The following is a 14,264-nucleotide window of genomic DNA, read 5'->3' as shown; positions in this document are numbered from 1 at the left end:
GCCTGACGTCCTGTCAGGCTCACGCTATTTTCTTCAACGGCCTCAATTTCAGAGTTGAATTTATCCATTTTCAATCATGACTTCTGACTCATTTATGGACAGAAACTTGTTAGACTTTTCATGTTAATGCGAATAAATCAGATAAAATTAATCTTCAATTATCCGGTGCAGTTTTATTCAATTGTCCAGGTAATTACTCAGCTAACATTAGCTTCGCTTTAAGAAAAGTCAGGTTAATTTCATCAGTATTAGTGAAGTTAAACTTTCCGCCAGTTAAAGCGTTGAACCGTTCTAAGTAGTAGTGTAACAATGGATCGTATCTATCACCGTGTATCCAACTATAAAATTTCCCAAGTTCATAACTCAACTCTCTGCTAAGATCTGACCTAATTCTTAGCTCACAGTCATTTTCCAAATCAACGATATTCATAGATTGAAGATTAGTCTTAATTTCATCAATTAGGGGTATGAGAGAATCTTTGTAGCTATCAGCAATTGGCATAAGGTCAGGATCCGTTACTTCTGCTTCGAAAATCATAATCAGATCATCAATCTCACCGTTATAATAATCGTTGTCTAACCTCTTCACAGACTCTGCTTTAAGAACATAGAGCTGTTCTAGGGGATCGAACTTACTCTCAATTAGCTGCTTTGATAAATTTTTCTGATACTCGATGAACAAACTTTCTATCTTGTCTGCAATTACATCAAGATAGTCATATCGAGTCGTTAGAAATTCCAATAATTCATTTCTATTTAGATGAAGTGGTAAATCTTCATCATTTATATTTGAACTATATAAATGAACAGTAAGTTCGGCAGTGTTGGAATGACTATCGAACGGCCAACTAGCGAAACGCTTAGTATTAGACTGATTAAGATTAACAGGGTGAGCACCAAAGCAAGCTCTTACCGTTTTAAAGTAGCTATTATCATCTTCATCAGCGAATAGTCGATTAGCAAAGCATTTATTCTCACCTGTAAAGGGGATCGTTTGGGGGTTGATAAATACACGGTGCAATTGAGTGATTGACTCTGAAATAAGGTCAATTGAAGAGATAAGGGTAAACATTTGCATAACTCTTGTATCAATATTTTTGTCAAAATCAGGCACATTCTCTAAGTGTCGAATTGATACTGTGATCCAGTCCATACAAGAACAGACTAAGTTGAAGAGATTTTTTCCATTTTTATCTTTATAAGTCTGATAGACAAAGCTTGAATTAGAATTTACTAAATCTCTAAATTCTGTGATCTTATCGTCACTAACCACGTTTATCATTCGTTAACTAACCTAATAACTGACTAATAAGTATTAAAATACCATCAATTTAGCATTAGTCTAGAACTCTGAAAATAATTACGAAGCAAAATTAATGGGATAATAATACGACTGTTTATCTAATTTAATAGAAAATGCGCTTTGGAATCTTTTACAAAGAGGCTGAAACACAGAAAGGGGCAAAAACGAGTTAGTTTTCTTTACTTGAAAATGGACCGATTCAACTCTGAACTTGAGGACGTTGAAGAAAATGACGTGAGCTGGCCAAGGATGGCCAGCTAGCTTTCGCGGTACAGGATGTACCATCGGAAGCGTTAGCATTTTCGAATAAGGCCGAAGCAGACTACAAGCGAAATTAAAAGCTGGATCAATCCCCATGGCGACCTTTTCGCTGTTTGAAAATGTTGCGGGGCGGCTGGGAGTTCCAAGAGGGAACAGCCGTTGGTTTCCTCTTGGTCTGGTGTGGGTGAAGCGCCACGACGTTAGTGGCCGCAGGCCATAAGTACATAAGTACATAAGTACTAAGCATAAAACACAAAAAAATAAACCTGGATCCCGGCTCACGAGCATTGCCGGGATGACGATTAAATTAGCCTGCGTAAGTAGACAACCTATTTATATCCCCAAGGTGCTGGCGGTAATGCTACAGGCTTAGAGAGGTCAAACTCGACTTTAAAATCTCGATCCTCACGACTTAAACGATAAGTAAAAGTATGCGCTTCAATCATCATCTGCCACTCATTAGTGACCGATTGCGTTAAGCCATGTTGCTTGAAGTTGGCAATAGACTCATCGTCCACAGGAAACGTTTGCAAGTTGGCAGTGCCAGTATCGCGGGTCTCTCCACCATACATAGTCACTTTATCATCGGTGCCATCTTTATGGCGATGATCATGCTTTAAGCGCAATCCGGTATCAGTTTGAGTTATCACCCAAGTGCGAGAGTGATCATCGCCAACATGAAATGGAATACGCAACTGATGATCGGTGCAATCTCTTACATGCATAATTAATGTTTTGCCACTAAAGCCATCTCCTTCACTGCCACCAGCAGTGATTTTACCGGCAAAAGCTTTGCCACACAGAGCGCTAATCGCTTCAAAAAATTGCTGTTGCTGTACCGAGTTTGCGGCATAAGCAGGATTAACCAACATAGCGCTACCACACAGTAATACACCACTAAGATATGCGCTAAGCCTAATTAATGTTGGCATAATGATCATTCCTTGTTTATCAAACCATTGAGTAATTTAATCAATAAAGTGCAGTTGTGTAACACAACGGCTACTGAGCAGACTAAATTAAAAGACGAAAGTACCGAACAAGATTACCTTGTTATTGAATCTATTGCTGCTAGAAAAACAAAACCCGCAAACGTTAATGCGGGTTTTTATGACAATAAGTTAACGTGTTAGCTTACTTAGCGTATTTAGACTTAGTCGCCCAAGTGGTCGCTTTAGCTGGACGCTTAGCGCCTTGGCTTGTGGGCGCTTGCCCTTTTGCCGCTTGGCCCGAAGCCTTAGCTGGAGACTTTGGTTTCTGCCCTACCGGCTTAGCACTGCCTTTATCCGCTTTAGTGTTACCTTTACGGTCTTCAAACTGATCTGCAGAAAAACGGGTCATGGCTTTTTGGCCGCTTTGTTCTTTCGCTTTAGCCGATGGCTTTTGGCCCCACTTCACTTTAGTTTGCTCGTTACGCGTTTCGGGTGGTACCAAATGATTTGGACCATTACCAATTAACGACTCTTTACCCATAGCAGCTAAGGCTTCACGGATCATCGGCCAGCCCATTGGGTCGTGGTAACGCAACAAGAATTTATGCAATTTACGCTGACGACCTTTTTTAGGCACTGTCACTTGTTCACTATCATGCTTAATGTTTTTCAGTGAGTTAAGTTCGGTATGATAAATCGTGGTCGCATTTGCCATCGGAGATGGATAAAAGTTTTGCACCTGGTCGAGCTTAAATTTCTGCCCTTTTAACCATAATGCCAAATTAACCATGTCTTCATCGGTAGTACCAGGATGCGCCGAAATAAAGTACGGAATTAAAAACTGTTCTTTACCCGCTTCTTTAGAAAACTTATCAAACAGTTCTTTAAACTTGTCATAGGTTCCCATACCTGGCTTCATCATTTTACTGAGCGGGCCTTCTTCGGTATGTTCAGGAGCAATTTTTAAATAACCACCCACATGATGTTTAGCTAACTCTCTAATATATTCTGGGTTTTCGATAGCCAAATCGTAACGAACACCCGAAGCAATTAACACCTTTTTAATACCAGGTACTTCACGTGCCGCTTTGTATAAGTCGATGGTGTGTTTATGGTCGGTGCCTAAATGGCCGCAAATAGACGGGAACACACATGATAAACGTCGACAGGTTTTCTCCGCTTTCTCACTGGTACAACCTAAACGGTACATGTTCGCCGTTGGGCCACCCAAGTCAGAAATAACGCCGGTAAAGCCTGGCACTTTTTCTTGAATATCTTTAATTTCTTTGATGATCGACTCTTTCGAGCGACTTTGAATAATGCGTCCTTCATGCTCGGTAATCGAACAGAATGAACAACCACCAAAACAACCACGCATGATATTGATTGACGTCTTAATCATGTCGTAGGCAGGAATTTTTTCTTTGCCGTACACAGGGTGCGGGATGCGTTGATAAGGTAAATCGAATACTGCATCCATTTCGTCGGTGTTTAATGGCCACGCAGGTGGATTTACCCATACACCACGGTTGGCATCATGTGGCTGAAACAGCGCACGAGCACAGCCTGGGTTTTGCTCTTGGTGCAAAATACGCGAGGCATGGGCATACAAATACTTGTCTTCGCTGACCTTGTTATAGGCAGGAAGCAGTACATAGGTTTTTTCCCATGGCTTTGGACGAGGCGGTTGAACGCTAATGGCTTTAGGTGCCTCGTTATCAAAAATCTTTTCGTCTGTTGGACCTGACAAATTACTGCAACCAACATCATCAGCACCATATGGGCTAGGTAATGGCTCAATTTTATGTAATTGGTCAATTTTGCGTGAATCCATGCCACGCCAACCGGGCATAGGCTCTTTACGCATTGTTGCGGTACCACGAACATCGTCAATATCGCCAATGGCCTCACCCGCAGCAATACGGCGTGCAACTTCCATTAATGGTCGTTCAGCATTGCCGTAAATTAAAATATCGGCTTTGGCGTCAAAAATCACACTGCGACGCACTTTATCTGACCAATAATCATAATGGGCAATACGGCGTAGGCTGGCTTCAATGCCACCGATAACAACGGGTACGTCTTTAAAGGCTTCTTTACAACGCTGGGTATACACGGTCACGGCACGATCGGGGCGTTTGCCGCCAATATCACCAGCAGTGTAAGCATCATCATGACGTAACTTACGGTCAGCGGTGTAACGGTTAATCATCGAATCCATGTTGCCAGCGGTTACCCCAAAAAATAGATTTGGGCGACCTAGCTGCATAAAGTCTTCTTTGTTTGACCAATCAGGCTGCGAAATAATACCCACACGGTAACCTTGGGCTTCTAACATTCGCCCAATCACCGCCATACCAAAACTTGGGTGATCAACATACGCGTCGCCAGTCACGACAATAATATCGCAACTATCCCAACCTAAAATATCCATCTCTTTACGAGACATGGGTAAAAAAGGTGCTGTTCCGTAGCATTCAGCCCAAAACTTTGGATAATTAAATAACGTTGACTCAACTTGCATGTATATGACCTACATAAATGGGGAAAACCAGCCTAGCTGATCCGATGACAACATCAGCCTACGGCTGAATTTAACGGACGCGGAGTATAGCAGTAGAGCGACACTAAGTGTGACTAAAAAAACACCAAAAGTGAAATATTTTTATCCTTTTATAACCTTGTAAAACCTTGTAAAACACGTGGGAATATTGCTATTCCCTTATGCTTTCAATGTTATAACCCAATAAAGAAGCCAATATTAGCAACCGCTAAGATTAATAGTATTATCCAAGTAATTAATACACCCCAAAAACGGCCGAAGTGATGGCCGCCTTGACCTTGGTTTAATCCAATAGCATGTAATAAACGCGCAACAATCCAAGCTGTGCCCAAACAGTGTATCAAGTAAACCGGCATGCCATTCAATTCAGCCAGTGCTAACAAAATGAGTACTATGGGTGCATTTTCAATTAAATTGCCATGAGCTCTGATCGCAATGGATAATCCTTGATGGCCACCATCACCGATACCTATTTTATTCACTCGACGAAATTTAACCACTTTGTAAGATAATGCTAAAACCAACAACGCTGTTAGGCCCGCATATAAACCCGATATCATCAATGTCATGTGTTATTCCTTAAGTCGTCTATATTATTGTTATTATACTAATCTTTGATTTGTTGATGTGATCACTACATTTTGAATCAGTTTGGCTGTAAACACACGCCTTAATCGGTTAATATTCGCGCCAAAATAAGCTCAATACCTTAACAAGAGTGACTACTGCCCAGTGGATAATCAGGATTTTTTAGAAAAACGTAGATTTATCATTAAACTAGGTAAGTACCTGCATAAATTTGGTACTCCTGCGTATCGCTTAGAATCCCACTTGCAAACGGTATGTAATACCCTTGGTATTGAAGGATATTTTTTAATATCGCCCACATCGATGACATTTGTACTCCAACATGACACTGAGCAAGAATACAATCACGTTGCACGCGTTAAACCTGGCGACTTAGATTTAGGCTCGTTAGCACGTACCTTTGAATTGGTTGAAGAGCTTAGTTCTGGGCAGCGAACCTTGCAAGAAGCATTAGAACGCTTAGAAGAAATCGCCAATAAACCCAATCCTTATGGCCATAAACTGACGCTGTTAGCTTTTGGATCCAGTGCGGGTGCTTTTGCCATGTTAATGGGTACCGGTTGGCATGACGTTTTTTGGTCAGCTATTTTTGGTTTACTGGTATACAGCTTAGTTTTTTGGGCTGAACGCTCAAAACGTATCGCAGAGATGCTCGAACCCATGGCGGCAGTAGTTTGCGCTATCTTAGCGTCAGGGATTGCGCAATTAGACCCGAGTATCAATTTACCCGTAACCATTTTATCGGGGATTATTATTTTTGTTCCCGGTCTTGCACTCACTCTCGGCTTAGCGGAACTTGCCGCCCGCGATTTAATCTCCGGTACGGCACGTATCATGGATGCTGTGATGCAGTTATTTAAACTGTATTTTGGTGCTGTGCTTGGCATGACCATTGGTAAAGCCATCTTTGGTGAAACTATCTATGTCGAACCAATACCATTACCTCGTTGGGCGATTTGGTCTGCGGTGCCGTTATTGTCGATGTCGTTGGTTATTATCTTTAAAGCACGCTTAAAAGATTCCCCTTGGGGCATATTTGCCGGAATTGTGGCATTTTTCTCTGCCATGTTAGGCGGGATTTATTTAGGTGAGTCTATTGGTATTTTTGTCGGTGCACTAGCCGTGGGCATCTATTCAAATCTGTATGCGCGTTGGATGAAAGCACCTGTGTCGATTGCGTTACTGCAAGGCATCGTTATTCTGGTCCCTGGTAGCAAAACCTATATTGGTCTCAATGCATTAATTTCGGGCGAAACCATGCTCAATCAAGCCCATTTAGGCTCACAAATATTCTTAATTTTTATGTCCTTAATCGCTGGGCTTATTTTTGCTAACGTTATCGTGCCCCCTCGCCGTTCGTTATAAATCTTACAAGTTAACATTACCTTCCTATCGGTATTAAAGGGCAGCTATAAACGCTGCCCTTATTTTTTAACAACTCAAATACCCACATAATTTAAATGGATTAATGAAATATTTATTCAAGCTAAATGCTTGACTATTATGTTATTCAGGTATGATATGAAACAAAGAGGCAACATAAAAAGTTCATATTGAAAACAATAGTTCTATTCTTACAGGCCTCTCAAAAACATAACAATAAAAATAAGGACGAAGCTATGCCAATCATATTTATGGCAGTATTTTTTTTCGTCATCCTGCTTTCTTCGTCTGCTGTTCAAGCAACTATTGCTGACAGTGAAGCACAGTTAAAAGCCAACGATGACTCTGTCACCACGCCCTCTAGTCCGTCGACAACGAATAAACATGATGTCGAAAAAGTCGCGAATATTGTAGTCGTTAGTCATCCTATTTTTGATGAGTCAGCTCCGGATGCTATTTTCCTTCATCGTTGGGCAAACTATCTGCATATCAATACCAAAGAGTCGACTATTCTCAATAGCTTAAGCTTTGAAAAAGGTGAAAAAATCACTCAGAAAGATCTTGAAGAAGCGCAGCGATTATTGCGCTACGAACCTTACATTCGTGATGCTGATATCAACATTGCCAGAAAAGATCCACTCGCCGACGACAACGTTGAAGACGTGGTATTAGTCGAAACGTGGGATAACTGGTCATTACTGCCAACGGTCAGTTTGAGTAAAAATGGCGGCGACACTAAATACTCGTTTGGCATGAAGGAAGATAACTTACTGGGATTAGGGGTTAAAACTAAAATAAAATACCAGTCAAGTGCCGACCGCACCGGGTATAAGTTTGCCTTTGATGCTCCAGTAAGATGGATTAAACACGGTAATGTGTCGGTCGATTTTTACGACAACAGTGACGGCCAAGCGTCTGCTATCGCCTTTAATAAGCCCTTTTATACTCTTGATACTCAGAACATGTACGCCCTGTCATGGTTAACGGATACCCGCATCGACACCATAAGACAAAATGGCCAAGACATTAACGAATTTGAACATGTTATCGATTATGCTAACGTCGGATTTGGTTGGTTAGTCGATAAAACGCCAGATCAATTGCACCGTATTAGCCTAGGGATAACCCAAGACCAACATCAATTCAATAACATCGACGAATACCCCATTTCACCGTTACCTTTTGATCGTGAGTTTGTTTACCCTTGGATCAGCTACGAATACCTGCAAGACCAATACACAGTGCTGAACAATATCCACCTGATTAATAATAACGAAGACTTTAACTTAGGTTGGCATCACACAGTAAGTTTAGGATTGGAAACCAATGACGTTGCCGACAATGCTGCTGTGGGCTATCACATAACGGCTTCAAGCAGTCGCGGTTGGCAGGAAGACAATCAATTATTGCTAATGACCGTTAATGCTCGAACAGATATTCAAACTGGCCAACAAGACTTTTATAATGTCGGTTTAGCCGCTGAATTCTTTCACCAAATCAGCCCTAAGTGGACCGCTTACTCCAAGGCGCGTATCGCAACCTCACACAATAACTATCTTGATCAAACGTTTGCTCTTGGCGACGAAACAGGTGTACGGGGATATCCCAACGACTACCAACATGGTGACAATCAATGGTTGCTCACGAGTGAAATCCGATACTATCCAAACATTAATTTATATCAATTGGCCGAGTTAGGTTGGGCTGTATTTGCCGATATAGGTCAAGCAAGCGGTGGCCCAGATGAACAAAATGAAGTTGATGGCCCTATTGGTAGTATTGGTATTGGCGCACGGATTTACTCTTCTAAATCCAGTTACGGTAACGTAGCCCATGTTGATATTGCCGTCCCGATCACTACGGGCAACGACATCAACGCTTGGGAGTTCAGATTTCAAGTGAAAGACCATTTTTAATTAGGTAAACCGTTCAATTGTTATCGTGTCTAACGAGAACGGCTGGCTAACGTGTGAAAAATTTAGATTAAACGCTAAAAACACACCAAGTGCAGCTGATCTTTAGTGATTACGATTCGCCAACAAAACGGTTTGCTTTATACAGAAATGCGCGACAAGGTTGCATAATCATTATTCACGAATCACTTGTCGTAAACTTTTACTACAAAAATAAGCAAAAACCGCTTAACAGACCTCTTCTAACTGAATTTATAGTTTCTTACTTCTGCGTTATCGCCTACTCCTACAGAGCAACGACATATCACGCGGTCAGATTTTTATATAATGACGACAAGCAGCAGTTAAATTCATTATGAAGATCTGTGGCTTTTAGTTAAGTGAATGATTAATATCTAACTGATTTAATGCAAAAAAGTAAAAAATGTAAATAATGTGTACTTTTTAATGATAATGAATATCATTACCTTTTATTCATTATTTGTTAATCGGTATCTCTATGTTATTCAAACCTAGCCAACTGGCTATTGCGACACATTGTGCATTATTTTTATTAGTACTCCCCGCCACTCATGCCAATGCAGAATCTTCAACACAAGCCACAGAAAACAAAGCCTCAATGGAGCGAATGATTATTACAGGCAGTCGCTCTGCTGAACGGATAGATGAAGTCCCTTCTTCTGTCACGCTTATTGAACAACAAACCCTCGCACGAGATATGTTAGTCACTTCGCAGTTACAAAATTTACTCGCATTTCGCGTTCCTGGATTAGCGCCAAGCACTGGCACATCAAGTAATTCTGGGCAAAACCTTCGTGGTCGCGCGGCATTAGTGATGATTGACGGCGTGCCTCAGTCAACGCCATTACGTAATGGTCAATTAGGCATAAGCTCTATCGATGCCGGTGCCATTGAACGTATCGAAGTGATTAAAGGAGCCACCTCTATTTATGGCAATGGCGCCTCTGGTGGCATTATTAACTACATCACTAAGCGTGCCAGCGAAGATAAAGCACGAATTAATGTTGGGGCTTCCAGTAAATTTAGCGCAGTAAAATTACAAGATAGTGCCGGTTATCGAGTTGATACGTCCATAGACGGTACGATTGATGACTTTAGCTATGTATTTAGCGCCATTACTGAAAAAACAGGTTTAGAGCGTGATGCCGAAGGCGACGTTATCGGATTGATTTATGGTTTATCAGAAACTAAATCGAATAATTATTTTACTAAACTCGGCTATCAACTCGACGACGACAAGTCAATTCAACTGACTTATAACTACTACGAAGCCCAACAAGACGCAGACTTAATTGATGTTATTGGCAGTGTTAACTCTGGCGAAAAAACCTACGCCATTGAAAATACTAGCGGCATAGTAAAACCCGGTGTACCTCAAGGGCCGCGCGGTAATCATAACCTAATGTTAAAATACGTCGACCAAGAGATATTTATTTACACCCAATTAACCGTTGATGGTTATATGCAAAAAATAGAAAATATGTTTTTCTTCTCAACTGCGTTAGCTAATCCAAGTGAAGGTTACGAAGGAGGTCAATCAATCATCAAGTCCGAAAAGAAAGGCTTACGGATTAACTTTGCTAGCCAAATTGACTGGGATAACATCGAATCAACCTTTATCTACGGCATTGATGCACTTGAAGATGTTAGCTCACAACCTTTGGAAGACGGTCGAATTTGGGTACCAGAAATGGACATGCGCAACTTAGCGGCCTATTTGCAAACCAAGTTTGTTGTTGCTGATGATTGGGTTTTTAAAGCCGGTATTCGCCAAGACAGTGTCGACTTAAGTGTTGAAGATTATCAAACATTGAAACTATGCAGTACCGCAAGCACTTGCTCAGTACCTTTTGATGTTACAGGCGGCGAGCTTAACTATGACTCCACCACCTATAATGTTGGTTTGCGCTACAATATGAACCCGCTATTTAGCCCTTTTATTAGCTTCTCTCAAGGTGCTGACATATCAGATATCGGTCGCCTGTTACGCTCAGCCACGGTTAATGATATTGCCCTAATCCGCACCGAAGCATCAATTGTCGATAACTACGAAGTTGGCTTTTCAGGTCAGGTCGGTGATGTAACTTATGAAATTGCCGCGTACCGAAGTGAATCAGAACTCGGCACCAGTAATACTTTTGATGCAACTACAGGCGTGTATTTACCGGTTCGTGCACCGCAAAAAATTTGGGGCTACGAAGCACAGCTAGACTACCATGTACAAGATAATCTGAGTACGGGTTTAAGCTATAGCTGGATTGAAGGTAAAGACACTGAAAATGATACCTATCTTGATGGTAGCACCATATCTGCGCCTAAATTTACTGCTTATGTAAACTGGCAACCAGTTGAAGATGCGAATGTCAGCATTAATTACATGTATGTCGGTGACCGTAAACGCTTTGAGCAAGTGAATGGCCAATATGTTGGTAGCCAAGGTCCTATAGAACATTATAACGTTGTAAATCTTGCCAGTAGCTATCAGATCAATAACTGGCAATTATCACTTGGAGTAGAAAACTTACTCAATGAAGATTACTTTTCAGCAAGATCACAAGCTTATACTTACGGGGGATACAATACTAAATCTCTGGGCACCACCATTAATGTGGGCGTAAAGACCAGCTTCTAAAGCTGAAAAGTCACTATAAAAAAGGGCGTAAACAATAAATTGTTTACGCCCTTGTTTAATTCAGCAAGACGTTAATACAACCCCACTAATAATTCGACATTAAAAGTGATGCGATACCTGCAACACCACTTCTCGTGGTGCACCCGGGAAATGACCATTACGTTCAGAGAAACCGCTCACGGCATATTCTTTATCAAACAGGTTTTTCACATTTAGCTGAAACTGGGTATCTTGCCACGTAGTTGTCCAGCTCATATCAAACACGGTATAGGGTTTAACACGCTGCGCATCAGCACTCATTTGCTCACTGACATAATCTGCACCCAGTGCAATAGCAGAATTCATACTGTCAATATCATAACGCGTCCACAAACCCGCTTGATGACGCGGCGCATTAACAAACTTGCTGCCATCGGCATAGGTATCGCCAATATCGCCTTGAGTAACACGAGTATCGTTATAGGCATAATTAGCCATGACTGTCCAATTAGGTGTTATATCTCCCACCAACGTAAACTCAAGTCCTTTACTTTCAACTTCACCTAAGCTTACTAACGCAGGGATTCCGTCATCATTGCCCGTGTCAGCAGGATTATTCATGGCGACATCTTTTTTATTAATTTGATACACAGCTAACGTGGTCATCATGCTGCCATTAAACCACTGATTTTTTATCCCTAGTTCAACTTGTTCACCCATTTCAGGTTCTAAGCTACTGTCTTCACTCGCCGTTTCTTGATCGCCAAGCGAGGTCGGATTAAAACTTTCTGCATAATTAACATAAAATGATGTATCGGTGGAGTATTTATAAACAATACCACCACGCGGTGATACATGATTATCACTAAACTCAAATCCAGTTTCTTTATCAAAATCGTTAAAGTGATCGTAACGTAGCCCCACCAATAACAACCATTTCTCGCTTAAACTAATTTGATCTTGAACATATAAACCCGCGAGTTCGGTTTTAGTGCCATCACGTTCTTGGTCTTGTAAGTTATAAGTCGAAGGATCAGTTTCACCGTAATTAAGATCAAAAATGTTTAGATTAGCGACACCATCAGCCTCATAACGGGCACGCCAATAATCATAATCGCTGTTTACGTGATGGTAATCTGCTCCAAATAATAAGGTTTGCTCAATACCAGTATCTAATCGATATACAAAATCTGAAGTCACACTGACTTCTTGGTTAGCGCGATACTGTTTACGATATTCACGTTTAATGGTTTTATCATCAATATTGGCTTCGCCATCACCATTAACGTCAACCCAACTTTGTGATTCGTGATATCCCTGAACACGCTCGTTATCAAGGTAACGCACTGTGGTATTAACACTTAACTCATCGCTAAAATGATGCTGTAAGTCAGCTTGTAATATTGTTGCTTCAAGGTTTTGATAGTCGGATTTTTCATTAGCGTTATAGCTTGGATCAACCAAAAAGTTACCATCATCGTCAACGGGAACGCCACGCAAACGATTACCACCTAAGTCTTGTTTGATATAATCAATCGTTGTTGTGAGTGTAGTGTCATCGTCAAGTTGAAATAATAATCCACCTGTTAACTCGGTATTTTCAGAGTCGGCATTATTTCGAAAACTGTCTTTTTGCTCATAAAAACCGCCTAAACGATAAGCAATTGAATCCGTTAAACCACCTTTAGAATCAATTGACCCGCCCATACGGTCGTTATCGCCTGTGGTTAATGTCACTTCAGTATCTTGGACAAAACTCGGCTTTTTGCTGACATAATTAATCATGCCGCCAGGCTCACCACCACCGTATAACGCAGCAGCTGGACCTTTTAACACTTCAACTCGTTCAATATTAAATAACTGTGGTACACCGAAACCAGAAAAAGGGTCGCCTCTTACACCGTCATAAAACACATTGCTGTCATCACGAAAGCCACGAAAGGTCACCCCTGAATAACTATAAGTGCTCACACCCGCAATAGAGCGGTATAAATCGGTGATTTCGCGTGCTGCTTGGTCAACTATCAACTGTTCATTCAACACCTGCACCGATTGCGGTAAATCCATAATATCAGTTTCAACTTTGGCACCCACAGACGTAGAAGATTCACGATAAAAGGTTTGTGCCCGGCCCATTACGGTAATTTTCTCAATCGACTCTGTCGAGTCTAGGTCGGTCGTGTTCTCGTTCGCACTGACACTCAGTACAGGTAGCAGTAGACTTAACATCCCAATATTAATGACGTTCAAATGCATAACAGCTTACTCATCGGCAACAGTAAAATTTGGCCGCAATATAGCACCAAACACTAATGAAAACCATTCTCATCTGATAATTTACATTTGTGCTTGTTTGTTAACGATAAAGTCAGTTTATGTTTAAAGGTTTTGTTGTTGAATGAGTATTTATTATCGACTAGATCAGGAAGAGCGAGGTGCATAGCTAACAATAGAGTTGAACACTCGGGTTAATAAATCATCCATTTGTAAATACTTAGCGTTCCGACGACGTTTACTGAACGGATGTAGTCAACTCCAACAGGAGATCGTCTGCCGCAAGTATTGGATAGTAATGAAGCTAAAACATAGAGAAACAATAACCAACATCAACTCGGGTTGACTATTATAAGGTTGCGACACCAATATTTTCGTACTAACGATAAAAAAAGGCCTCGCATTGCTGCGAGGC

At 41.1% G+C, this 14,264-nt stretch carries 9 protein-coding genes; 4 read left to right on the top strand and 5 right to left on the bottom strand.

The window, feature by feature from the left end; translation table 11 throughout:
* Positions 1-193: 193 nt before the first annotated feature.
* Together AAEY98_RS05165 and AAEY98_RS05160 are read right to left on the bottom strand one after the other, a co-directional pair.
* On the bottom strand, positions 194-1,282 hold the full coding sequence (locus tag AAEY98_RS05165) for a hypothetical protein (protein ID WP_351015370.1): 1,089 nt from the start codon (positions 1,280-1,282) through the stop codon (positions 194-196).
* A 611-nt stretch (positions 1,283-1,893) separates the two neighbouring features.
* On the bottom strand, positions 1,894-2,496 hold the full coding sequence (locus AAEY98_RS05160) for a hypothetical protein (protein ID WP_502959522.1): 603 nt from the start codon (positions 2,494-2,496) through the stop codon (positions 1,894-1,896).
* Positions 2,497-2,508: 12 nt separating this feature from the next.
* On the opposite strand from AAEY98_RS05160, the gene AAEY98_RS05155 reads away from it, so the two are divergent.
* Complete coding sequence (locus AAEY98_RS05155; RefSeq protein WP_182744422.1) at positions 2,509-2,697, top strand: hypothetical protein; 189 nt, start codon at positions 2,509-2,511, stop codon at positions 2,695-2,697.
* A gap of 1 nt (position 2,698) precedes the next feature.
* Here AAEY98_RS05155 and AAEY98_RS05150 read toward each other — a convergent pair whose 3' ends face one another.
* Together AAEY98_RS05150 and AAEY98_RS05145 are read right to left on the bottom strand one after the other, a co-directional pair.
* A complete protein-coding gene (locus AAEY98_RS05150) occupies positions 2,699-5,020 on the bottom strand; it encodes a YgiQ family radical SAM protein (protein ID WP_351015367.1) in 2,322 nt (773 codons plus the stop codon).
* A gap of 212 nt (positions 5,021-5,232) precedes the next feature.
* Entirely contained in the window at positions 5,233-5,628 is a 396-nt protein-coding gene (locus AAEY98_RS05145; RefSeq protein WP_335692675.1) for an MAPEG family protein, read from the bottom strand.
* Between the two features lie 163 nt (positions 5,629-5,791).
* Between AAEY98_RS05145 and AAEY98_RS05140 the strand changes: the two genes are divergently transcribed.
* From AAEY98_RS05140 to AAEY98_RS05130, 3 genes are all read left to right on the top strand, one after another.
* Positions 5,792-7,012, top strand: coding sequence for a threonine/serine exporter family protein (locus tag AAEY98_RS05140; protein ID WP_011635884.1), 1,221 nt, complete (start codon positions 5,792-5,794; stop codon positions 7,010-7,012).
* 254 nt (positions 7,013-7,266) lie between these two features.
* The gene (locus tag AAEY98_RS05135) at positions 7,267-8,946 is read left to right on the top strand and encodes a ShlB/FhaC/HecB family hemolysin secretion/activation protein (protein WP_351015364.1); all 1,680 of its coding nucleotides are present in this window, start codon (positions 7,267-7,269) and stop codon (positions 8,944-8,946) included.
* 496 nt (positions 8,947-9,442) lie between these two features.
* Positions 9,443-11,596: a TonB-dependent receptor gene (locus AAEY98_RS05130; protein ID WP_351015361.1), complete on the top strand. Its 2,154-nt coding sequence runs from the start codon at positions 9,443-9,445 to the stop codon at positions 11,594-11,596.
* A gap of 99 nt (positions 11,597-11,695) precedes the next feature.
* Here AAEY98_RS05130 and AAEY98_RS05125 read toward each other — a convergent pair whose 3' ends face one another.
* Positions 11,696-13,831, bottom strand: a complete 2,136-nt coding sequence (locus AAEY98_RS05125; protein ID WP_351015358.1) for a TonB-dependent siderophore receptor — start codon at positions 13,829-13,831, stop codon at positions 11,696-11,698.
* Positions 13,832-14,264: the final 433 nt, after the last annotated feature.

The organism is Shewanella sp. AC91-MNA-CIBAN-0169 (assembly GCF_040310165.1).
Lineage (GTDB): Bacteria > Pseudomonadota > Gammaproteobacteria > Enterobacterales > Shewanellaceae > Shewanella.
The sequence above is the reverse complement of the archived record's forward strand: the minus strand, read 5'-3'. Positions and strand labels throughout refer to the sequence as shown.